Annotated in this window: 19 protein-coding genes, 1 tRNA gene and 1 pseudogene; 6 read left to right on the top strand and 15 right to left on the bottom strand. The window is 71.7% G+C overall.

Annotation, left to right across the window (positions count from 1 at the left end):
* Positions 1-124: 124 nt before the first annotated feature.
* Genes ehuA through ehuB form a run of 4 tightly spaced genes read right to left on the bottom strand, consistent with a single transcriptional unit; the run spans position 125 to position 3,252 of the window.
* The gene (ehuA, locus tag IEY79_RS09785) at positions 125-949 is read right to left on the bottom strand and encodes an ectoine/hydroxyectoine ABC transporter ATP-binding protein EhuA (RefSeq protein WP_189106976.1); all 825 of its coding nucleotides are present in this window, start codon (positions 947-949) and stop codon (positions 125-127) included.
* Entirely contained in the window at positions 939-1,589 is a 651-nt protein-coding gene (ehuD, locus tag IEY79_RS09790) for an ectoine/hydroxyectoine ABC transporter permease subunit EhuD (RefSeq protein ID WP_189106977.1), read from the bottom strand. The genes ehuA and ehuD overlap by 11 nt, the downstream gene beginning before the upstream one ends.
* The gene (ehuC, locus tag IEY79_RS09795; protein ID WP_189106978.1) at positions 1,586-2,332 is read right to left on the bottom strand and encodes an ectoine/hydroxyectoine ABC transporter permease subunit EhuC; all 747 of its coding nucleotides are present in this window, start codon (positions 2,330-2,332) and stop codon (positions 1,586-1,588) included. Before ehuC ends, ehuD begins: the two co-directional genes overlap by 4 nt.
* The gene (gene ehuB, locus IEY79_RS09800) at positions 2,329-3,252 is read right to left on the bottom strand and encodes an ectoine/hydroxyectoine ABC transporter substrate-binding protein EhuB (RefSeq protein WP_189106979.1); all 924 of its coding nucleotides are present in this window, start codon (positions 3,250-3,252) and stop codon (positions 2,329-2,331) included. Before ehuB ends, ehuC begins: the two co-directional genes overlap by 4 nt.
* 173 nt (positions 3,253-3,425) lie before the next feature.
* Between ehuB and IEY79_RS09805 the strand changes: the two genes are divergently transcribed.
* Positions 3,426-3,926, top strand: a complete 501-nt coding sequence (locus tag IEY79_RS09805) for a DUF3830 family protein (RefSeq protein WP_189106980.1) — start codon at positions 3,426-3,428, stop codon at positions 3,924-3,926.
* Between the two features lie 54 nt (positions 3,927-3,980).
* On the opposite strand, the gene IEY79_RS09810 is transcribed toward IEY79_RS09805, so the two are convergent.
* Together IEY79_RS09810 and IEY79_RS09815 are read right to left on the bottom strand one after the other, a co-directional pair.
* Positions 3,981-5,390, bottom strand: coding sequence for an amidase (locus tag IEY79_RS09810; RefSeq protein ID WP_189106981.1), 1,410 nt, complete (start codon positions 5,388-5,390; stop codon positions 3,981-3,983).
* Positions 5,383-6,333 carry a D-2-hydroxyacid dehydrogenase gene (locus tag IEY79_RS09815; protein ID WP_189106982.1) on the bottom strand — a complete coding sequence of 317 codons (951 nt, stop codon included), beginning with the start codon at positions 6,331-6,333 and terminating at the stop codon, positions 5,383-5,385. The genes IEY79_RS09810 and IEY79_RS09815 overlap by 8 nt, the downstream gene beginning before the upstream one ends.
* A gap of 130 nt (positions 6,334-6,463) precedes the next feature.
* On the opposite strand from IEY79_RS09815, the gene IEY79_RS09820 reads away from it, so the two are divergent.
* The 3 genes from IEY79_RS09820 (at position 6,464) to IEY79_RS09830 (ending at position 9,329) form a co-directional block, all read left to right on the top strand.
* The gene (locus tag IEY79_RS09820) at positions 6,464-7,450 is read left to right on the top strand and encodes a maleate cis-trans isomerase family protein (protein WP_229700776.1); all 987 of its coding nucleotides are present in this window, start codon (positions 6,464-6,466) and stop codon (positions 7,448-7,450) included.
* Complete coding sequence (locus IEY79_RS09825; RefSeq protein ID WP_189106983.1) at positions 7,447-8,172, top strand: maleate cis-trans isomerase family protein; 726 nt, start codon at positions 7,447-7,449, stop codon at positions 8,170-8,172. The genes IEY79_RS09820 and IEY79_RS09825 overlap by 4 nt, the downstream gene beginning before the upstream one ends.
* 95 nt (positions 8,173-8,267) lie before the next feature.
* Positions 8,268-9,329 (top strand): LLM class flavin-dependent oxidoreductase, encoded by a 1,062-nt coding sequence (locus IEY79_RS09830; RefSeq protein WP_189106984.1) that lies wholly within the window; start codon positions 8,268-8,270, stop codon positions 9,327-9,329.
* A 31-nt stretch (positions 9,330-9,360) separates the two neighbouring features.
* Here IEY79_RS09830 and IEY79_RS09835 read toward each other — a convergent pair whose 3' ends face one another.
* Complete coding sequence (locus IEY79_RS09835; RefSeq protein ID WP_373292504.1) at positions 9,361-11,391, bottom strand: putative bifunctional diguanylate cyclase/phosphodiesterase; 2,031 nt, start codon at positions 11,389-11,391, stop codon at positions 9,361-9,363.
* 353 nt (positions 11,392-11,744) lie between these two features.
* Between IEY79_RS09835 and IEY79_RS09840 the strand changes: the two genes are divergently transcribed.
* Positions 11,745-12,962 (top strand): M6 family metalloprotease domain-containing protein, encoded by a 1,218-nt coding sequence (locus IEY79_RS09840; RefSeq protein ID WP_373292506.1) that lies wholly within the window; start codon positions 11,745-11,747, stop codon positions 12,960-12,962.
* Positions 12,963-13,015: 53 nt separating this feature from the next.
* On the opposite strand, the gene IEY79_RS09845 is transcribed toward IEY79_RS09840, so the two are convergent.
* The 7 genes and pseudogenes from IEY79_RS09845 to IEY79_RS09875 form a co-directional block, all read right to left on the bottom strand.
* Positions 13,016-13,089, bottom strand: a tRNA-Lys gene (locus tag IEY79_RS09845).
* Positions 13,080-13,835: pseudogene (locus IEY79_RS09850) on the bottom strand (hypothetical protein). The gene IEY79_RS09845 and the pseudogene IEY79_RS09850 overlap by 10 nt, the downstream one beginning before the upstream one ends.
* A gap of 147 nt (positions 13,836-13,982) precedes the next feature.
* On the bottom strand, positions 13,983-14,330 hold the full coding sequence (locus IEY79_RS09855) for a DUF8844 domain-containing protein (protein ID WP_189106987.1): 348 nt from the start codon (positions 14,328-14,330) through the stop codon (positions 13,983-13,985).
* A gap of 93 nt (positions 14,331-14,423) precedes the next feature.
* Positions 14,424-15,779, bottom strand: coding sequence for an AAA family ATPase (locus IEY79_RS09860; RefSeq protein WP_189106988.1), 1,356 nt, complete (start codon positions 15,777-15,779; stop codon positions 14,424-14,426).
* Complete coding sequence (locus tag IEY79_RS09865) at positions 15,776-17,509, bottom strand: hypothetical protein (RefSeq protein WP_373292508.1); 1,734 nt, start codon at positions 17,507-17,509, stop codon at positions 15,776-15,778. The genes IEY79_RS09860 and IEY79_RS09865 overlap by 4 nt, the downstream gene beginning before the upstream one ends.
* Positions 17,500-18,759, bottom strand: a complete 1,260-nt coding sequence (locus tag IEY79_RS09870) for a hypothetical protein (protein ID WP_229700778.1) — start codon at positions 18,757-18,759, stop codon at positions 17,500-17,502. Before IEY79_RS09870 ends, IEY79_RS09865 begins: the two co-directional genes overlap by 10 nt.
* Positions 18,659-19,678 carry a phosphatase PAP2 family protein gene (locus IEY79_RS09875; RefSeq protein ID WP_189106989.1) on the bottom strand — a complete coding sequence of 340 codons (1,020 nt, stop codon included), beginning with the start codon at positions 19,676-19,678 and terminating at the stop codon, positions 18,659-18,661. The genes IEY79_RS09870 and IEY79_RS09875 overlap by 101 nt, the downstream gene beginning before the upstream one ends.
* 234 nt (positions 19,679-19,912) lie before the next feature.
* On the opposite strand from IEY79_RS09875, the gene IEY79_RS09880 reads away from it, so the two are divergent.
* The gene (locus IEY79_RS09880; protein ID WP_189106990.1) at positions 19,913-20,509 is read left to right on the top strand and encodes a histidine phosphatase family protein; all 597 of its coding nucleotides are present in this window, start codon (positions 19,913-19,915) and stop codon (positions 20,507-20,509) included.
* A gap of 73 nt (positions 20,510-20,582) precedes the next feature.
* Here IEY79_RS09880 and IEY79_RS09885 read toward each other — a convergent pair whose 3' ends face one another.
* Entirely contained in the window at positions 20,583-21,968 is a 1,386-nt protein-coding gene (locus IEY79_RS09885; protein WP_189106991.1) for an NsdA family TPR-like regulatory protein, read from the bottom strand.
* Between the last annotated feature and the right edge of the window lie 236 nt (positions 21,969-22,204).

A 22,204-nucleotide genomic window follows, 5' to 3' on the forward strand; every position in this document is an offset into this window, starting at 1 on the left:
ATGCCAGCGTCACAACCTTCGGCGGGGTGGCGTGGAAAACGGGGGAACCCGGTCCGCGTGATCGGACCGGGTTCCCCCGAATTCGGCGCGCCCGTCGCCTGCGTGAACGCGCCGGGCGTACGCCCTACAGCACCGCGCTCAGGAACTCCCTGGTGCGCTCGTGCTCCGGCTCGCTGAAGATCTTCTCCGGCGGCCCGGACTCGATGACATGACCCGCGTCGAACATCAGTACGTCATCGGAGATGTCCCGTGCGAAGTTCATCTCGTGCGTCACACACAGCATCGTGATGTCCGTCGTGTGGGCGATGTCCCGCAGGACGTCGAGGACGCCCGCGACCAGCTCCGGGTCGAGCGCGGACGTGACCTCGTCCAGGAGCAGGACCTGCGGCCGCATCGCGAGCGCACGCGCGATCGCCACCCGCTGCTGCTGCCCGCCCGAGAGCTGGCTCGGGTACGCGTCGCAGCGGTCGCCGAGCCCCACCAGGTCGAGCAGGCCGCGCGCCCGCTCCTCGGCCTCGTCCGGGGAGAGCCCGAGCACATGCACCGGCGCCTCGGTGACGTTCCGCAGCACCTTCATGTTCGGGAAGAGGTTGAACTGCTGGAAGACCATGCCTATCTTCTTGCGCACCTCACGGACATGGCGGTCGCCGGCGGGAACGAGTTCGCCGTCCCTCTCCTCGTGCGTGAGGTAGTCGCCGGCCACCTTGATGGTGCCCTCCTCCGGCTTGATCAGCGTCATCAGGAGTCTGAGGATCGTGGTCTTGCCCGATCCGGAGGCGCCGATCAGCGTCACGTGCTTGCCGGAGTTGACGGTGAAGTCCAGTGAGTCCAGGACCGTGTTGGACCCGAAGCGCTTGGTGACCTTGTCGAAGCGGATCAGCTCGCTGCCGTCGGCGGCGGGATTGGCTGTTTCCTTCGAGGTGTTGAGGGGAGTGCTGTCAGCGGACAAGGCGACGCTCCAATGCTCGCATGAGAAGGGATGCCGGATAGGAGATGACGATGAAGGCCACACCCACGACGGTGAAGACCTCGACCGTCAGGAAGGTCTCGGAGGCGAACTGCCGTGCCTCGCCGAGCATTTCCAGTACTCCGATGACGAAGAGCATCGGAGTGTCCTTCAGCATCGCGATGACGTAGTTGCCCAGCGCGGGCACGACGCGGCGGATCGCCTGGGGCAGGATCACCGCGCCCCAGGTGCGCGACTTGGGCAGGCTGAGCGCCGTGGCCGCCTCCCACTGGCCGGCCGGGACGCCGTCGATGCCGGCGCGGTAGACCTCGGCCGTGTACGTCGAGTAGTGCAGGCCCAGGCCGATCACACCGGTGACCATGGCGCTGAGCGTGAGACCCCACTCGGGGAGCACGTAGTAGAGGAAGAACAGCTGCACGAGCAGCGGGGTGTTGCGGACGAACTCGGTGATGACGTTCACCGGCCAGCGCACCACCGCCAGGCCGGACCGCTGGGCCATCGCCCAGACGAGACCGAGCGCGAAGGCGAGCAGCGCGCCCAGGACCAGCGCCTGGAGCGTGACGAGCAGGCCGTCCCAGAACATCGGCATGAAGTCGCCGACCGCGGACCAGTCCCAGTTCATCGGCCCTCACCTCCGACGGTCGCCGGAGTGGCGTCCTGCCGGGGGATCTCGGCCTTGCGGCCGATCAGCCGGGACCTCTTCTCCGGGCGCTGGCCGATCCCGGCCTTCGCCTGCCGTTCGAGGACGCGCATCCCGCGCGTGAGCACGAAGGCGAGCACGAAGTACATCAGCAGGATGATCGTGTAGACGGGGGCGCTCTGACCCGTGGCGTTGCGCACCAGCGACGCACCGAAGGCGATGTCGGCCACGCCCATGATGGAGACCAGTGCCGTGCCCTTGAGGAGCTCGATCAGCAGGTTGTTGAACGGCGGGATCATCTCCGGCCAGGCCTGCGGCAGGATGATCTTCCGCAGCTGCTGGGCGGGGGTGAAGCTCAGCGCGATCCCCGCCTCGCGCTGCGCGGGAGCCACGGCCTGCACGGCGCCCCGGACGACCTCGGAGCCGTACGCCCCGTAGGTGAGGCCGAGCGCCAGCGTCGCCGCCCACAGCGGGACGAGCTGCCAGCCGAAGCCCAGCGGGAGCACGAAGAAGATCCAGAACATCAGGATCAGCGCGGACGTGCCGCGGAATATCTCGAAGTACGCCCCGGATATGAAGCGCACGATCCACAGCCGGTGGGAGCGGGCGAGTCCGACGACGAGCGCGACCGCGGCGGCCAGTGCGGCGCTGAACACGGTCAGCTGGACGGTGATCCAGACGCCCTTGAGGAGTATTTCCCAGAGACCCCAGGTAATTTCGCTCATGGCGCGCACTTCTCCTTGGCGGTGATGGTCGTCATCTGGTCCTTCGTGAAGCCGAAGGGCCGCATGATCTCCAGGAGTTCGCCGCTCTTCTTGAGCTTGTGCAGCTCGCGGTTGAAGGAGTCGCGCAGGTTGGTCTCCGGTGAGCGGAACGCGAAGCCGCCGACGTCGATGACGGGCTTGCCGTCCACGATCGGCGTGACCTCCTTGGTCGCCTCGGCCTTCGTGCTCTCGGTCTCCTTGATGACGTTGAACACCGTGACCGCCGTACCGGCGAAGACGTCGACGCGGCCCTGTTCGACGGCGAGCAGGCCGGCCAGCTGGTCGGGCAGGGTCGTGATGTTCTTGACCCCGGCCTCCTCCGCGTAACCGATCTCCGCGTAACCGACACCCGTCGCCATGGTGGCACCGGCCTCGGCGATGTCCTTGTAGCTGTTCAGGTTCTTCGGATTCCCCTTCGGCACGATGAACGCGTCGAGCATCTGGTATTCGGGGTCGGCGAAGATCACCTGTTCACAGCGTTCCGGATTGATGTACATCCCGGCGGCGACCACATCGAACTGGAGCGAGTTCAGGCCGGTGATCAGCGAACCGAACTCGGTGGCGAAGGGCTGGACGCTGTCCACGCCCAGCTCCTTGAAGATGCGTGACGCGATCGCCGGGGCCGAGCCCGTCATCTCGCCGTCCTTGCCGATGTAGCTGTACGGCTGTTCGCCGGCCAGCCCGAGGCGCACCGTCCCCTTGGCGCGCAACTGGTCCAGGAGAGTTCCCCCGTCCCCGGTGTCGGCGGTGGCCACGCGGCTGCATCCGCTGGTGGCTCCGACCGCCCCCGCGACACCGAGTGCCGCGGCACCCGCGAGCAGCGAGCGGCGCCGGAGCCCGCTTCCTGTGCTTCGTGTGTTGTTCCCCTTTAGTGGAGCCATAGGCGCGCGGCTACCCGAATCGTCCGGGGGTATGCGGATCATTTTCGGACCGATATGCCTATCGTTACCCGCGGGGAGGGCGGGTCCGTCCGGCCCGGCATTCGCGCGGCCGGGGCGGGTATTCATGGCCGGACACCGGCTGTACCGAACCGACGAGAAGGGCGCGAAGACTTATGAGCGAGCGCTTCATCGAAGTCTCCCTGGACAAGCGCGGAGTGCGCTGCACCGCCAAACTCCTCGACGAACTGGCCCCGATCACCTGCGCCGCGGTGTGGGACGCGCTGCCGCTGGGGGGTGACGTCTATCACGCCAAGTACGCGCGCAACGAGATCTACGCGCTGATGCCCGGGTTCGCGGAGGAGGAGCCGCCGTTGGAGAACCCGACGGTCACCCCCATTCCGGGTGATCTGTGCTATTTCACCTTCTCCGACACGGTGCTCGGCACCACGTCGTACGGCTACGAGGAGAAGGCCGCCCACCGGGGCCGCCGTACCGTCGTCGACCTCGCTCTCTTCTACGAGCGCAACAACCTGCTGATCAACGGCGATACGGGGTGGATCCCCGGCATCGTCTGGGGCTCGGTCGTCGAGGGGCTCGACGAGATGGCGGAGGCGTGCCAGGACCTGTGGCGCGCGGGCGCGACGGGGGAAACACTGAATTTCAGGCGCGCCTGAGCGCGGGGGTGAACCGGCCGAGGGAGGGGCCGGTGAGCCTGTGCGGACAGTGCGCTACGCGCCGGTCGGTGCCGGGAGCGATGTCGCTCCCGACTCGTACAGCGCGTGTGCCGCCCGCATCACCAGCGCGTCCGCGTGACGGGCACCGATCAGCTGGAGGCCGATCGGCAGCCCGTCCGCGTCCACCCCGCAGGGCACGGTCGCCGCGGGCTGCTGGGTCAGGTTGAAGGGATACGTGAACGGCGTCCAGCCGGTCCAGCGGTGGTGCCCCGAGCCCTTCGGCACCTCGACCCCCGCCTCGAAGGCGGTGATCGGCATGGTCGGGGTGACCAGCAGGTCGTACGTCTCGTGGAACCGGCCGAGCCGCCGGCCCAGCTCCATCCGCGTGTCCACGGCCGCCAGATAGTCCAGGGCGCTCGCCCGGGACCCCGTCGCCACGATCTCCCGGAGCCCCGGGTCGAGCAGCTCGCGCTGCTCGTCGCCGAGCGACTGCGCCACCCGGGCCGCGCCCGTGAACCACAGCATGTGGAACGCCTCCACCGGATCCGAGATGTCCGGGTCGGCCTCCTCGATGTACGCGCCCAGCTCGGCGAGCCGCGTCATTCCGCGCCGCACCGCCGCCGCCACGTCCGGCCGCACCGCGACCTGGCCGCCGAACGACGGCGAGTATCCGATCCGCAGCCCCGCCACCCCGTCCGACAGGGTCGCCCCGACACCCGGTGCCGTGGCGAGCTGCGACCAGTCGCGCCAGTCCGGGCCGCTGATGACATCGAGCAGCAGCGCGGCGTCGGCGGCGTCCCGCGCCATCGGACCGGCGTGCGCCAGCGTGCCGAACGCACTGGACGGGAAGAGCGGGATCCGCCCGTAGGTGGGCTTGAATCCGAAGATGCCGCAGAAGGACGCGGGGATCCGGACCGAGCCGCCGCCGTCGGTGCCGATCGACAGCGGAGCCGCGCCGAGGGCCACCGCCGCCGCGCTGCCGCCGCTGGACCCGCCGGCGGTCCGGGACAGCTCGTACGGATTACGGGTCACCCCGCTCAGCGGCGAGTCCGTCACGCCCTTCCAGCCGAACTCCGGCGTCGTCGTCTTGCCGACGAGGACCGCGCCGTGCTCGCGCAGCCGCGCCACCGCGGGCGCGTCCTCGTCCCAGGGGCCCGCCGGATCGATGGTCCTGCTGCCCCGCAGGGTCGGCCCGCCGCGCTGGAGGAAGATGTCCTTCACCGAGACCGGGACCCCGTCGAGCAGCCCCCGGGGCTCCTTCCCGCGCCACCGGACGGTGGACTCCTCGGCGGCGGCCAGCGCCTCGTCGGCGTCGACCCGGACGAAGGCGTTGACGAGCGGTTCGACGGCTTCGATCCGGTCCAGCGTGGCGCGTGTCACGTCGACCGGTGAGAAGTCACCCCTCTCGTAGCCGGCCAGCAACTGTCGTGCGGTGAGATCGGTGAGGAACATGGACTCAGTCATGCATGGGGACGTACCCACGTTTCTTGTCCACCACGTTAGGCAAGGGCTCCCCGGACGCCCAGATGTCGTAAAGCGCGACGAACTGCTCGCCCAGTCGGTCGCGCCAGCCGACGGTGTCGCCGCTCATGTGCGGCGACACGATCAGTCCGGGCACGTCCCACAGAGGGCTCTGCGGATCGAGCGGCTCCGACTCGAAGACATCGAGGGCGGCGCCCGCGATCCAGCGCTTGGACACGGCTTCCATCAGCGCGTTCTCGTCCACGAGCTGGCCACGGCCCACATTGATGAAGCGTGCGGACGGCTGCATCAGACCGAAGAGACGCGCGTCGAACATGCCGCGTGTGCTCTCCGTGAGCGGCGCCGCGCAGATCACCCAGTCGGAGCGGGTCAGCAGCCGGTCCAGCTGATCGGCGCCGTGGATTCCCGGGCGCGCCGTACGGCCGGTGACCGCCACCGTCACTCCGAGCGCCTTCAGGGTGTCGGCGATCGCCCGGCCGATCGGACCCGCGCCGACGACGGTCGCGCGGCTGCCGGCTACCCGTAGTCCCTCGCGGTGACGCCAGCGCCGCTGGCGCTGGAGTTCGAGAGTTCCCGGCAGATCCTTGGCCATGGCAAGCACCAGACTCGCCACGTATTCGGCAATGGGCTCCTCGAAGATGCCGCGCGCGTTTGTCACCAATGTTTCGGAGTTGATCAACTCGGGGCTGAGGAGCCGGTCCACCCCGGCGCTCGCCGTGTGGACCCAGACCGGCCTCGGCCCGTCCCCGGGCCAGGCGAGCCGGATCGCGTCCGAGGTGAAGTCCCACGCCAACAGGACGTCGGCCAGGGGGAGTTGGGCGGCGAGGGTGGAGTCGTCCGCGTACTGGATCCGGGCTCGGCCGGTCAGCCGGCCGAGGCGCGGCGGCGGGTCGGCACCCAGTACGAGAAGGGTCGGTTCGGCCATCGGGAGAGCCCTTCTGAGCGGGGCGGGGATTTCCCCGAGGAAAACTCGGTGCAACGTCTTTCCTGTGCGGATTGACCACGCTCGCATTTAGCTCCTACCGTCGTCAACAACAGCCAAAGGGGGCCGTGCCTTGGATGTCTCCTTTCTGGGTGGACCACAGCCGCAGCGTGGTGTCGGTGTGGTCGCCCCATTCGATTTCGCTCTCGACCGTGAACTCTGGCGTTGGATGCCTGACGAGATCTCGCTGCGCCTGACGAGGACCCCTTACGTCCCCGTCGAGGTGTCGCTGGACCTTGCCAGGCTCGTGAGTGAGCACGAGACCCTCGGAGAGGCGGTGCGGGCCCTTGGAGCGTCCGAACCAGAGGTGATCGCGTACGCCTGCACATCGGGCAGCTTCGTCGGCGGTGTCGGCGGCGAGCGGGCCATGTGCGAGGCGATGAACAGAGCGGGCGAGGTGCCCTCGCTCACTACGTCGGGCGCGCTCCTCGAAGCACTGGAGGAGCTGGGCGCGAAACGGATCGCGCTGGTCACGCCCTATACGGAGTCGGTCACCGAGTCGCTGGAGGAGTACCTGGCGGAGGCCGGGGTAACCGTCACGGGTCGCGCCTTTCTGGGGCTGACCCGGCACATCTGGAAGGTGCCGTACAGGTCCGTCGTGGACATGGCGCGGCAGGCCGTCGTCGGTGCGGCCGACGCGCTGTTCATCAGCTGTACGAACCTGCCGACGTACGACGCGATCCCGCAGTTGGAGGCTGAGCTGAGGATGCCGGTGCTGTCGGCGAACCAGGTCACGATGTGGGCGGCGCTGCGCAGAATCGGCGCACACGCCGTCGGCCCGTACCAGGGCTTGCTGCTCAACCCGCCTCCGGTGCGCCACGTGCCTACGCTGGAAGGGTTAGGAGAACCCGTCGAGATCTCGGGCATCCCCGAGGTCCCGATCTCCGAGATCGCGGAGATCAACGAGATCTCCGAGATCAGCGACATCCCCGGCATCGCGGAGATGGAGCGGATGGAACCGGTCCAGCAGATGCAGGACATCCAGCCGGCCCAGCCCGGCGAGTGGGCGCAGCCTTCCCAGCCGGACGCTCCGACCGAGGAACAGGAAGGGTGGACATGACGACCGTCGGACTTCTCTACCCCGGCCACTCCGCCGAGGACGACTACCCGCGGCTGGAGATGCTCTTCGACAGCGACATCAGACTGCCTCTCGTCCACACCGACATCGGCGAGGACGCCCACCGGGTCGACGCGCTCCTGGAAATGGGCTCCGCCCGGCGGCTGGCGGACGGCGTCGAGGAGCTGCGGATGGCGGGCGCCGAGTCCGTGGTCTGGGCCTGCACGAGCGGCAGCTTCGTGTACGGCTGGGACGGCGCGCACGAGCAGGCCCGCCGGCTGGCGATGGACGCGGGACTGCCCGCTTCGAGCACGTCCTTCGCCTTCGCGCACGCGGTCCAGGCGCTCGGCGCCAAACGGGTCGCGGTCGCCGCGACGTATCCGGAGGACGTCGCGGGCTACTTCGCCGCCTTCCTGAAGGCGGCGGGCATCGAGGTGGTCTCCACACGCGGCAGCGGCATCATCACCGCCGCCGAGGTCGGTACCTGGGGCCGGGACGAGGTACTGGCCCTGGCCCGCGCCGGTGACCACCCGGACGCGGAAGTCCTCCTCCTCCCGGACACGGCGCTGCACACCGTGGCGTACCTCCCGGAGCTGGAGGAGGCCGTGGGCAAGCCGGTCCTCACCGCCAACCAGGTCACCGTCTGGGAGGGCCTGCGCCTGGTCGAGCGGCACGCGTGGGCCCCGAAGCTGGGGACACTCTTCGCCGGCCGCGAGAGGGACTAGAACCCGGCCGGGTCTCCCGGCCCCGGGAATAAAACGGAGCCGTCCTCCTGTTGTCGGGATTCGTACTTGATTCCCGCTCAGGAGGGCTCGCACCGGTGGTTGACGCAATTCGAGGTACGAAGCTGGGCACCGCGCCCGTGCCGCTGTCCGTACTGGACCTGGTCACCGTCGGCAGCGGGAGCACCGCGCGGCACTCACTGCGCACCAGCGTCGAGATCGCCAAGCTCGGCGAGCGCCGGGGTTACCAGCGGCACTGGGTCGCCGAGCACCACTCGATGCCCGGCGTCGCCTCGTCCTCGCCCGCCGTGATCCTCGCGCACCTCGCCGCCCACACCGAGACCATCCGGCTCGGTTCGGGCGGCGTGATGCTGCCCAACCACGCGCCGCTCGTCATCGCCGAGCAGTTCGGCACCCTGGAGGCCCTCGCACCCGGGCGGGTCGACCTCGGGCTCGGGCGCGCGCCCGGCACCGACGGGGCGACGGCCGCCGCCCTGCGCCGTACCGACCGGCTCAACGAAGGCGCCGACGACTTCCCGCAGCAGCTCGCCGAACTCACCCGCTTCCTGGACGACGACTTCCCGGACGGGCACCCGTACTCCCGGATCCACGCCGTCCCAGGACCCGTCCAGGGCCCCGCGGGCCGGCCGCCGATCTGGCTCCTCGGCTCCTCCGGGTTCAGCGCCAGGCTCGCCGCCACGCTCGGGCTGCCGTTCGCCTTCGCCCACCACTTCTCGGCGCAGAACACCGTCCCCGCGCTGGAGCTCTACCGCGAGTCCTTCCGGCCGTCCGCCGTCCTCGACGCGCCGTACGCGCTGATCGGCGTCGCCGCCCTCGCGGCCGACGACGAGATGGAGGCCCGCCGCCAGGTCCTGACCGGCGCCCTGTCGATGCTGCGGCTGCGCACGGGGCGCCCCGGGCTCGTCCCGACGCCCGAGGAGGCGGAGGCGTACAGCTTCAGCCCGCAGGAGCGTGACTTCGTCGACGGCTGGCTGACGAACATCGTCCATGGCACCCCGGACGCCGTCCGCGCCGGTCTCGACGACCTCCAGAAGCGCACCGGCGCCGACGAGCTGATGCTCACCGCCAACGCCCACGGCGCCGAGGCCCGGCTGCGCAGCTACGACCTGATCGCCGACGCCTACGGCCTGCCGGCCTGACCGATGGCCGTCCGACCGCGGGGCCGGCCCGTCAGATCTTCAGCGGGCCGGCCCCGATCATCTCCGCGATCCGTTCCGGCACCACCGCCCGCGAGTACAGCCAGCCCTGCCCGGTGTCGCACCCGATCCGGCGCAGGCGCGCCGCCTGCCCCGCCGTCTCCACGCACTCCGCCGTGACCGTCAGGCCCAGCCGGTGCGCGAGATGGACCAGCGTCTCGACGATCGTCTCGTCCGCCGGATTGGGGTGCGCGGCCCCGTCGTAACGGAAGCCCCGTACGAAGGAGCCGTCGAGCTTCAGTACGGAGACGGGCAGCCGGCTGAGATAGGCCAGGTTCGAGTACCCGGTCCCGAAGTCGTCGATGGCGATCCGCACGCCCATGTCGCTCAGGGCCTGGAGTGCCTGGAGCGGACGTCCCGCCGAGCCCATCACCGCCGACTCGGTCAGCTCCAGTTGGAGCAGATGCGGCGCCAGACCCGTCTCGGCGAGGATCGCGGCCACGTCCGCCACCAGGTCGGAGTCCCAGACCTGTCGTACGGCGACGTTGACGCTCACGAACAGCGGCCGCTCCGCCGGGTGGTCCCGCTGCCACTCACGGGCCTGGAGACAGGCCGTACGGAGCACCCACCGTCCCAGCTGCACGATCGAGCCGTCCTCCTCGGCGATCCCGATGAAGCGGTTGGGCGCGAGGATGCCGAACTGCGGGTGGTTCCAGCGCACCAGCGCCTCCACGCCCTGGACGACTCCGTCGGCCATCCCCACCAGCGGCTGGTACTGGAGCAGGAACTCCTCGCGCTCGACCGCCGGGCGCAGCGTGGACGACAGCGCCTGGCGGGTCATCCGGTGCGCGTTGCGCTCCGGGTCGAAGAGGGTCCAGCGCGCCTTGCCGTCCGCCTTCGCCCAGTAGAGCGTCGTGTCGGCGACCTGCATCAGACCGGTGGGGGTGGTGCCGTCGGCGGCCCGTTCGACGACACCGATGGACGCGGAGACCGAGAGCCGCTGCCCGGCCAGGTCGAAGGGGAGCTGGAGGGCGGCGAGTACGGCGCGGGCGAGGTCGGCGAGCTGTTCCGTACCGGCCGAGTCCTCGACCAGGATCCCGAACTCGTCGCCGCCGAGGCGCGCGACGAGGTGGCTGCCGCCCCGGCTGTGCCCGTCGTTGTCGGCGCACTCGGTGAGACGGCCGGCGACGGCGGCGAGCAGCCGGTCGCCGACCCGGTGCCCGAGGGTGTCGTTGACGGCCTTGAACCCGTCCAGATCCAGATAGCAGAGACCGATCCGCCCTGTTCTGCCATGGTCGTACGACGATTCGAGCGCGGCGGAGAGCCGCTCGAAGAACAGCGTGCGGTTGGGCAGCCGGGTCACCGGGTCGTGCATCTGAAGGTGGCGGATCCTGGCCTGGAGCTCGCGCCGCTCGCTGATGTCCGTGAGGGAGAGCAGGACGGTGCCGCCGTCCGGCAGGGGCGCGACGGTGACCTCGGCCCAGAGCGTGCGGCCGTCGGGGTGTTTGAGACGGCGGGTGCAGCGGAAGCGGGAGCGGCGGCCTCTCAGCACTTCGTGGTACGCGTGCCAGGTCCGGTCGTCGGAGGCGAGGTCGACCAGGTCGGCGGCGGCGCGGTCGCGCAGCGCGGTGCGCTCGCTGCCGACGAACTCGGCGAGGGCGTCGTTGGCGGTGACGACGGTCCCCCGACGGTCCACGACGGCCATGGGGAGCCGGGCGGCGTTGAAGGCGGCGCGGTAGTCGCGGAGGTCGGGGCCGGGGTCGGTGCCGTGGCGGTGGTCGAGGGCGGCGGCGCGCTTGTCCGGGGCGGCGGCGGGGTGGCTGCCCCGGGCGTCGGTTCCGGTGTGGTGGCCGGGGGCGTCGCGGTCGGCGCGGTGACCGGGGGTGTCGCGGTGGCCGGCGGGGGTGGGCCGGACGGGCGCCGGGCGGGCGAGGGTCCGCAGCTCGCCGAGCGCGAAGCCCGTACCGTCCAGCATGGCCAGAACATCACGTTCCGTCACCGAGGACGTGCTGGAATCGGGTGCCGCGACTGCCGCACGCCGCGGCCTTTCGGAGGTTCCGCTCACGGCTCGCTCCCGCGGTGCAGTGGTGTCGTACAGGGTGTGATTCGGGATGGTCGGCGCAGATAAGTCTGCCGATCATAGAGGCTGGCCGGTGGGCCGTTCCAGCTCCCGCGTGGTGAACCCGGGCGCGCTACGTCGACGCCGGGGCGGCGGGCGATCGTTTCTGCGCGGCTGGGGCGCGGGATGCCCCGACCCGATCGGCTGTGACTTTCCGTGATCCACCGGGGGTGTCGCCCCACTCACCCAACCGGTCCAGTGGAACAGGGCGTCTCGCTACAAAAAGGCACAAGGTGGGTGAGCTGTCCCGCATTCCACAGCCGGAGGTCCACGTGGAGCGTCGCCCGACACGCGGGGGAGTGGGACGGCCGCGCCTGCGCAGTACCGCCGCGGCCTTCACCTCCCTCGTCGCGGTCGCCGCCACCTCACTGGTGGCCGGCCCCGCCGTGGCGGCCAACTCCGCGGGTCCGTGCGCCCTGCCGCGTACCGCGGCGCACCACTCGCTCGGCCTCGACACCTGGAACGCCTCCTACCCGCGCCCGGCCAGGACCCTTGACGCCGTCATGGTCTTCCTGTCCTTCCCGGACGCGGTGCCGCGCCTCGACCCCGCCGATCTGGTCTCCGACCACTTCCCCGCTACCAGCAGATTCTTCGAGCGGGCCTCGTACGGGAAGTTCGCCCTCCATCCGCACCCCCGGCTCCGCTGGATCGACATGCCCCGCCCGTCCACCGACTACGCGATAAAGCGCGACTGGGAGCCGGCGATGCGCACCGCGTACCTCCGGGACGCACTGGAGGTCGCCGATCCGGTGATCGACTTCTCGCGGTACGACCTCGTCTATCTGGTCGCCGACCCGGATGCGCCAGGCGTGGACTCCGACGCGACGAAAGTGGTCAACTTCGATCATCCGCTGAGCGCGGACGGCACGGACATCAAGCGCGTGGTCACCGTCTTCGAGCGCCATCCCCCGGACCGCAACGTGCTGGCCCATGAGACCGGGCACGTGTTCGACCTGCCCGACCTCTACCACCGGCCGACCGACGGCAAGGGCGACTGGGACACCCACGTCGGTGACTGGGATGTGATGGGCAGCCAATTCGGTCTGTCGCCCGACCTCTTCGGCTGGCACAAATGGAAGCTGGGCTGGCTCGAAGGACGGCAGATCAGCTGTGTGAAGCCCACCGGCAGCAGCATGCTCACCCTGGAACCGCTGGACACCGCGCCCCCGGTCGGCGCGAGCGCCGGGACCCGGCTCGCGGTGGTCAGGACGGGCGAGCACTCGGCCCTGGCGATCGAGGCGCGCGGCTCGACCGGCAACGACTCCACCACCTGCACCGAGGGGGTGCTGATCTACCGGGTGAGTGGCGAGGCGGAGTCGGGCGGCGGCCCCATCGAGGTGGTGGACACGCACCCGGACAGCGAGGCCTGCTGGGACCAGTCGGTCTACCCGCCGCTGGCGGACGCGCCGCTGGCAGTCGGGGAGACGTTCACGGTGCCGGGGGAGGGCGCGAAGGTGGAGGTGGCCGACCGGACGCGGACCGGCGCGTGGACGGTGAAGGTCACGACGGGCGTCTGAGGCACGCGCGTACGAAAAAGCCCCCCGCTCTCGCGAGGGGCTTTCCCTGTCTGTGCGCCGCCAGGGACTCGAACCCCGGACCCGCTGATTAAGAGTCAGCTGCTCTAACCAACTGAGCTAGCGGCGCCTGCTGACGTCGTAGACCTTAGCACCAGGATCGGTGCGAAGAAAAATCGATATGACAGGCCCCCGACGGCGCTGGTGCGCTGCTCAGGGGCGGGAACCCGGCCGGCCCGTCACCGCGTCGGTCCGGGGGCGCGTGACCGCCGTCCGTACCGTGGGGCGGCTCGCCCGCACGCACGCCCAGAGCAGCACCTCGGGGCCCGGCAGCCACGGATGGCGGGTGTCGGGGGCTACCACCCAGCGCGGGGCAGGAGCGGTGCCGGGGACCAGCGGCGGTACGGTCACGGCGTCGCCGGAGCCGTGGCAGAGCAGCGGCGGAACGGCCGGGGCGCTGTCCTCGGGGACCGGGCGCCCCCACTCCTCCCAGGACAGCAGCGACGGGAGCCGCTGAGCGGTGCCGGGGGCCGCGAACAGCATCATCCGGCCCCGGTGCGTGGCGACCGGCCCGGAGCCGGGGCCGTCGGACCACAGCCGGTCGAGCATGCGCCTGCCGAAGACGGAGGGCACGTTGACGACGTCGAAGACGGCGCCGCAGGGCAGCACGCCGGGGGCCGTGGGCCGGGCCTCCCAGAGGGCGAGCGTGGAGCGGGGGTACGGCTCGGCGGAGGCCAGCCAGCCGGCGCCGGTCGCGGTGACCCGCGCCGTGTGGTGGCGGCCCTCGTCGCGGAGATAGTTGAAGATGTCCGTCCGGCGCTCGTCGTCGCAAGCACCCGGACTCAAGGGGAATTCATCTCGCAGCCATGCGCTCATGGCGACTATGTCTACCTGGAGTAACCGACCGCTTCCCGATAGTTGTCGGAAACCGGGACAGGGTGGGGCGGGAGGGCGTAACCTGCGGTCCGGCATATGCCAGATGGCTGGCCGGAAATGGGCTCCCGGCCGGACGCCCGGTGCGGGTCACTCCCCGGGCGTGCGCCCGTTGCGGAGCAGATCGCGGCCGAACTCGACCATCTTCCTGGCGTAGTCCTCGGTCCACTCCGCCCGTGCGGCGATGTCCGCGGCCGTGAGCCGGTCGAACCGCCGGGGATCCGCGAGCTGAGCGGCGGCGAGGGCCTGGAACTCCACGGCCCGGTCGGTCGCGGCCCGGAAGGCGAGCGTCAGCTCGGTGGCCCGGTCCAGCAGCGCGCCCGGGTCGTCGATCGACTCCAGGTCGAAGAAGTGCTCCGGATCGGAGGCCGCCTCCGACGGCTCGAACAGCAGCGGGGCGGGCCGCAGCCGCCGCTGACTCGACTCGGATTCCGCCATGTGTTCCTCCTGCTGCTCCTGGTGCGGGTGCCTGTGCATGTCGTACGTGCCGCTTCGGCCACCGTCCATTGTCCCGCCCCGCGCAAGTGGGCCTCAGGGCTGCCAGGGCACGCGGTGTTCCGCGAGGTGGGAGAGCACCGCGTGGTTCGCCTCCCAGCCGTCGGGGAACTTGATCGTGACGCCCAGCTGGACCGGTTCCGTGGACGGGTGCTCGTCGAGCAGTTCCGGGACGCCCGCGCGGCAGACCACGATGCAGGCGTGGCGGTGGCGGGAGGCGAGCACGCACAGGCGGCCCGTCTCCAGATGGAACGCCGTCGCGTCCGGGCGGCCCGAGAGCGGGTGCAGGACGACCGTGATGTCGAACTCACGGCCCTGGAGACGGTTCGCCGTGTCCACGGCCACCCCCGTCACGCCCAGCCCCGCGAGCGCCGCGCGGACGGCCGCCGCCTGGTCGCGGTGCGCCGTGCCGACGGCGACGCGGTCCGCCGTCAGCGGCGCCGCCTGCGGGCCGCGCTCGCCGGCCGTCGCGCCGCCCCGCTCCAGCAGCCTGCGCACCACCAGCGCCACCGCCGACACCGCCTCGGGGTCCGTACGGGGCGTACGCCGCGCGGGCAGCTCCAGCAGGCCCCAGCCGGACGCGGCCGCCTCGTCCACCACCCGGTCCGGGCCCGACCCGTCGGACGGGACCGCGAACGTGAGCCGCCGGTCCGCCGGGCCCGTACCGCTGCGGAACGGCGTGTACGGGTAGAACGCGTCCGACACCAGCGGCGCCGCCGACGCGGGCAGCCGCCAGGACACCGGGAGCCGGTGCTGCGGCAGTTCGGGATTGTGCGCGAGAAGGGTGGCGACGGCGCTGGAGGACGGGTCGTACGACAGCCCCGCCCACTGGTCCGCGCCGACCACGCTGAACGGGTCCAACTGCCCCGGATCGCCCACGAACAGCGCCCGTTCGAAGAGCCCCGCGACGGCGAGCAGCGCGTCCGAACGCATCTGGTACGCCTCGTCCACGATCGCGTGCCGCCACGGCTCGACGCCCTGCACATGCGCCCACTTCGCGGCTGTGGACACGACCACGTCCAGGCCCGCGAGGTCGGCCGCCTTCGCCGACTTCCGTACGGACGGCAGCTCGTTGAGCAACGGGTCGTACGGATCCGGGTCGTTGCTGTGCAGCCGGCCCACGGGCAGGTCGGGAGCCTTCTCGGCGAGCCGTGAGACGAGGTCGTCCACCTGCGCGTTGGTCTGCGCGACGACCATCAACGGACGCCCCGCCGCGGCCAGTTCGAGCGCGGCACGCACCACGAGCGTCGACTTCCCCGCGCCGGGGGGCGAGTCGACGACCACGCCCCGGTACGCGCCGTGCAACGTGTCGTACAGGATCGCGTCGGTGGCCCGCGCGGCCTCGGCCCCGGGGTCGAAACCCGCCCGGTCGGATGCGGTTGTGGCGGTCACAGGAAGTCTTCCTCGGTCACCGGGTCGGGAAGGGGGAGCGGGAGGGACGGCCGGGGCGACGGCGGGCGCGCGTCGTCGGCCGGCGTACGGGACTCGGGAAGGTGTACGGCTCCGAGGACGGGACCGGCCGCGCCGGCGTCACCGGCGACGGGACCCCCGGCGGGCGCCGCCCCCGCGCCCTCCACCCCCGGCGGCCCTCCGTGCGTCCACGGCGTCTCCTCCGTCGACGGCAGCTTCGGGCCACCGCGCTGGTCGTGTTCGAACAGGGTCCAGGCGATCCGCTCGCCCTTCTCCGGCACCGACCCCTCGGCGGGTTCCTTGCCGCGGCCCATCCGGTCCGTCAGCCGCACGACCAGCAGGCCGTGCCCGCCGGGCTCCCGGCCGACGAACTCGGCCGACTGCGGCTTGCCGTCCAGCGAGCGGTAGACCTTCGTGCGCTCACCGAGCTGCGGGCGGTCCTCGCTGTACAGCGTGATCAGCGGGCGCGGGCTCGGCCGTTTGCTCTCGCTGTACGCCATCACCACGTCCGTCACCTCCCCGATGAACGCCTCGCCGGAGAGCCTGCGCCCGGCCAGCACCAGCGGGTCGTCCAGCGCCTCCTGCGCCTCCAGCTGGGCCTGGGCCGTCTCCCGCGAGGCCAGCTTCTGCGCCGCCGTCACCGCGTCGTCGTGCCGGGGCTGCGGCGGTTCGCCGGACCGCACCCGGTCGCGGTGGCCCGTGAACGACCAGCGGTCACGCGTCCAGCGGTCGGCGACCCGCGCCCCCTCCGGCAGCTCCCGCAACAGGTCCAGCCCCCGCCACACGGCGTCCCACGTCGGCCGCGCCTGGCTCGCCAGCAGCGCCCGGATCTCCCGCTCGGCCCTGGTCAGCCGGCCCAGCTGCTCGTCCGCGCCCGGACCGTCCTCGGCGGCCCCGAGCGACTGACGCGCCCGGTCGTACTCGTCGATCGCCGGCGCCAGCAGCCTGTTGTCGAACGCCGGGTCCGTGGCCGGACCGGCGGGCGGGCAGAGCAACTGCCCACGGCGGTCCCGGTCCGTCTCAGCCCGGAGCGCGGCGTCCCGGCCCGACCCGCCGTCCGGCGGATCGATCCAGGCCAGCAGCGCGCCGAGATGCTGGTCCTCCAGGTTGGACTGCCCGGTCGCCCAGTGCCTGTTGAGCAGATCGGTCGCCGCCAGCAGCAGCGACGACCCCGGCACCCGCGCCCGCTCGCCGTAGTGCGTCAGCCAGCGGCCCAGCAGCGGCACGCGCGCGGGCGCCGGATACGGCGTGTCCGGGTCCTGCTCCGCCGTACGCCGGAACCGCATCGAACGGCCGAGCAGCCGTACGAAGTCGATGCCCGGCCTGTTCGGCACGATCAACTGCGGCGCGTCCACGCAGAGATCGACCTCCACCTTGACGCGCTTGCCCGTCTCCGGGTCGGTCTCGTTGCGTTCGGCGGGCTCGACATCGTCCGCGTAGGAGTCCAGATGCGGCAGCAGCGCCTCCGCCAGATCGGCGAGGAACGCGAACCGCAGATCGCGGTCGCGGGGCTGGGCCACGGTCAGCAGCCGGGGCGACTCCCGGTCCGTACCGACGAGCGCGCCGAGCGGGGCACCCGCCTCACCGGCCGTCGTGAGCGGGACGAAGACCATCGGGCGCTCCGACAGCCGCCGGTGGCGCACGGTGGTCAGCGGCTGTGCGCGCCCGGACTCCACCGCCTCAAGCCGGGCCAGGGTGTTGATCAGCGACATCCGGCGACCGCGCCTTCCGGAACGGACCCCGGGCCCCGCGAGACGGCCTCCAGGCCCTCCGGGACCGACTCCAGCGCCTCGGCGCGCAGCGCGGCGGCCCGGCGCAGCGCCACGACCGTCGGATCGTCGTCCGCGACCCCCGGCGTGCTCTCGCCGCGCGCCGCCGCCAGGACCGCCCCGACCGTCGTCAGACCGCCCAACTCGCCCCGCACCCCGCGCCCCAGCGCCTCCACGGCGCCGGCCGAGCGGGCCTGGCCCCGGCAGTGGAAGGCCAGCTCGCACGCGGCCAGGCACTCGGGCGCGTACGCCGCCGACACCGCGTCGACCGCCGCCGTCAGCTCCGCCGGCGAGCACCGCTCCAGATCGAAGCTGGTGCCCTCGGGCAGGGACGCCGCGATGTCGTCGATCCTGGTGAGCCTGGTCAGCTGCCGCCGGGTCACCGACAGTTGTTTGCGTACGTCCACGACCGAGGCGGTCGGCAGATTGGAGAAGTCCCGGGGGCAGACCAGCAGCACCGAGTGGTCCACCGCGGCGCCGGTCACCCGCGCGGCGACCCGCTCCAGCGCCAGCACGTACACGGCGGCCTGCCGCGCGGCGGCGCCCACCTTCGACGGATCGGCCGAACTGTCGATCATCGGAAAGGACTTGATCTCCACGACGATCCACCGGCCGTCCGGACGCACCACCACGGCGTCCGGCTCCAGATAGGCGGGCGAGCCCGCCACCTCCAGGGCGAGCAGCGGGTGCACGAGCAGCGTCCACGCGGCGGATCCGCCGGCCGCGCCGGTCGCCTCGCGCAGCGCCAGCGCCGTACGCGCGACGCGTCCCTCGGGACCGGCCGCCGTCAGATCGGGGACGAGCACCTCACCGGGCACGGGCGGGCGCGCCCCCGCGCCCATCCGCTCGTGCAGCAGCCGCAGCAGCTCCGTACCGCCGTCGGCCTTGACGCGCGCCTCGAAGGCGTTGCCCCGCATGAAAGCGAACTGCGACTGCCCGAACGGGGCGGGAGAGCCGAGCGCCGCCGCGAGCGCCGTCTTGTCGACCCCGGCGCCGTCCAGCAGCGCCCGGCGTCCACAGCCGGGGTTGGCGGCGAGAGCGGCCAGCGCGCGGGCGTCCAGCGGATGCGGCGCGACGTCCGGTCCGCGCAGCTCAGCGAGCCGCTGCCGGAGCGTCGCCGGTCGCGGCTCCGGTACTGCCGGGGTTGCCGGTGCTGCTGTTGGTGCGGGTGCGCTGCCCGGGGATTCGCTCACCCGCGGAAGTCTCGCATCCGTCACTGACATTCGTGGATTTGACCGGGTCGGCCGGGGAGTTGGCCGGGATCTTCGCGACCGCGACGGAACCGCCCTTCGGCGAGGGCCGTTCGTCGGACGCCGCCACCCGCACGAGCCTGCCGACGAAGGCGTACCGGCCGGTCGCGCGCGCCCACCCCCGGTCGGCGGCCCGCAGCGCGGGCCCGGTCAGCATCGCGCCCGCCGCCATCACGGCGCCGCCGGCGACCGCGTCGAGGAAGTAGTGGTTCGCCGTCCCCATCACCACGATCACGGTGACCAGCGGATAGAGCGCGCCGATGAACCGCAGCAGCGGCGCCTTCCCGTGCCGCCACAGCAGAATCCCGCACCACAGCGCCCAGCCCACGTGCAGGCTCGGCATCGCGGCGTACTGGTTGGTCATCGCGCCGAGCCCGCGCGGCGCGCTCGCCTCGGTGCCCCACCAGCCGTACGAGCTGTACTGCGCCATCGTGTCGACGAAACCGTGACTGGCGTCGAGCAGCCGGGGCGGGCTGGTCGGCAGGAGGGTGAAACCGACCAGGCCGAGCAGGGTGGAGGCCATCAGCCAGGTGCGGGCCGCCCGGTAGTGCGCGGGGCGGCGCCGGAAGAGCCAGATCAGTACTGCGGGCGTGACGAGGTAGTGCAGCGAGGCGTACATGAAGTCGGCGGGTATCCCCAGGGCCGGGGTGTCCGTGAAGAGCCGGTTGAGCGGATGTTCGGCGTTCAGGAAGAACGCCTTCTCTATTCGGAGGATCGCCAGACCGTGCTCGACCGCCGTCGACACGTCCCCACGCACCATGATCCGACCTGCCGAGTACGCCCCGTACAGCACTGCCAGCAGCAGCAGTTCGGCCCACCAGCGGGGCCGGTGGGCGGTGCGCGCATGGTCGGTCTGCCGCATCCGAACGCTCTCCCTCATGCTTTTACGCGGCCTTTCGCCGACGTTCAACCGTACGGTGTAGGCGATCGCCCGCCCGCGAGGGGTCCCCCCGCGAACCCTCGTGCGACGACAGAAACACCCCGCGACGTGATCGTCGGCTGATCAGGGGGACGCCGAGATCGTCCCGAAGGTTGCCCGGTGTTCAGGTGCGGGATGATGGGAGGGCACCTGTTGTGAACCTCAGGGAGACTTTCCATGGCCTCGCGCATTCTCCTCGCCCGGCACGGTCAGACGGCGTGGTCGCTGTCCGGCAGGCACACCGGCAGGACGGATGTCCCTCTGCTCGACGAGGGCAGGCGCGGCGCGAAGCTGCTGGGGGAGCGGCTGCACCGTGAGCCGTGGTCGGGTCTGCCCGACGCGGAGATCCGCACCAGCCCGCTGCTGCGCGCGAGCGACACGTGCGCTCTCGCCGGGTTCGCCGGACGGGCGCGGCCGTGGGACGCGTTGATGGAGTTCGACTACGGCGCGTACGAGGGCATGACCCCGGCGGAGATCCAGGCGGTGCGTCCGGGCTGGTTCATCTGGCGCGACGGGGTCCCCGACGGGGAGACCCTGGCGGAGGTCGCCGCCCGCGCCGACGAGGTCGTCGCCTGGGCGCGCTCGGCCGACCGTGACGTGGTGGTCTTCGCGCACGGCCACATCCTGCGCGCGATCGGCGCGCGCTGGCTGGGGGAGGACGTGTCGTTCGCGTCCCGGATCCGGCTGGCGCCGACATCGCTGTCCGTCCTGGACTGGGCGTACGGGGCTCCGGCGATCGACATCTGGAACGACACGGGGCATCTCGCGGGCTGAACCCGCCGCCCCCGGCCCAGCCGGCTGCCGGTCCCTCCCGCACCGTCCGGCCGGCCGCGCAGGACCGGACCCGTCAGGCCCGGTGCGCCATCGCCGCCGTCGACGCGTGGCGGTCCAGGAAGGCGCCGACCTCCGCCGTACGCCGCTTGGGCAGCAGCACCCGCACCATGCCCGCGAGCATGCCCTGGATACGGGACGACTGGACCTCGTCCATCAGGTCGAGCACCTGCTGCCCGGCGGCGGCGGCCTCGTCGAGGGAGCCCGAGCGAGCCAGGTCCACCGCCAACTCCGCCCGGTAGAGCGCGAGATTGCGGGTGAAGTGCGGATCCTGGAGGACAGTGGCCCGGTACGCGTGCCGGGCCGCCGCCGACCAGTCGCCCAGCGCCGCGCGGCACTGCCCCTCCAGCGCCTGAAGTTCGGGTTCGCCGAAGAACGACATCCACTCCGGATCGGTGTCCGAGGGACCGCGCTCGAAGAGCGTGTGCGCCTGGCCGAGCGACTGCTCGCAGCCGGTACGTTCCCCGAGCCCGGCCCAGCCGCCCGCCTCGCGCAGGGCGAGGAGCGACAGCAGCCGGGGCGAGGCGAGGTCCCGGGCCGCGCGCCGGCCGGCCTGCGCCGCGCGTACCGCCTCGCGGTACCTGCCCGCGTCCCTCGCCAGGAACGAGGTGTTGCAGAAGGCGTGCGCCTCAACTCCCAGGTCATTGGCGACCCGTGCGGTCGCCAGCGCCTCCGCGTAATGGGAACGCGCGTCGTCGAAGCGGCCCGAGTCGTGCGCCAGCCACCCCACCGAGATGGCGAGTTCGCCCGCGCTCGCGTGCAGCCGGTCGGCCGTCGCGCCGCGCGTGGCGGTGCCCGCGTCGAGGAGCGCGTACGCCGTCCGCAGCGGCTGCGCCGCCCGCCGGTACAGCCCGTCGGCGCCGTGCCGGTCGTCCAGCAGCCGGATCCGTCGCACCGCCTCCTCCAGGGCGCTCACCTCCGCCTCACCCACCCGCCGGGGGCCGGGAACGGCGGCCGCGGGGGCGGGGGCGGCGCCGATGCCGAGAGAGGCGGCCGCCATCGAAGCCGTGCCGCCGGTCATGAATGCGCGACGCCGCACGTCGCTCTCCTCGCTCATGTCACCTGTGCCGCTGTTCATCGGGGTCGGGTCGGGGAGGGCGGCCGGCGCCGGAGCGGCGTCGGCCGTGGCTCTGGAAGCCCGGCCGCGTACGCTCTCGCGCGCGGAGAAGCCCAGGTCGGCCAGGGTGAGGCCGGGGAACATGTGGAGGAAGACGCGTTCGTACGCGTAGTTGGGACAGCGGATCTCGCCAGCCTCCACCCGCCCGACATAGCGTGCGTCGCAAGCGACTTGTTCACCGATCTCCCGGGCCGCCCTGCGCACGGCCGCCGCGAACTCCCCCGGCGAGCGTCGGCCGCGCAGCCTGCGGAAGGTGAGATTGGGAACCGCCCGGGTCGACACCATGGCCGAGACCTCTCTTGGAGCACCTTGGTCCTGCGTGCCGGTCCACCTGCTGACCGGGTTTCCCGGCGCTCCGGCGTCCAAGAACGTACCGGTTGTGACGAGTTGCCTACACAGTGTTTGGCTACAAAACGGATATCTCACCCACGATCTGCCATGAACTGCCACCCTTTGCGGCGGACTCTCGCCGTAGCTGTTGACGCCGCGACGCGTTGAACCATGCGGAGACGCGCCACGTC

Source organism: Streptomyces camponoticapitis (assembly GCF_014646115.1).
GTDB lineage: Bacteria > Actinomycetota > Actinomycetes > Streptomycetales > Streptomycetaceae > Streptomyces > Streptomyces camponoticapitis.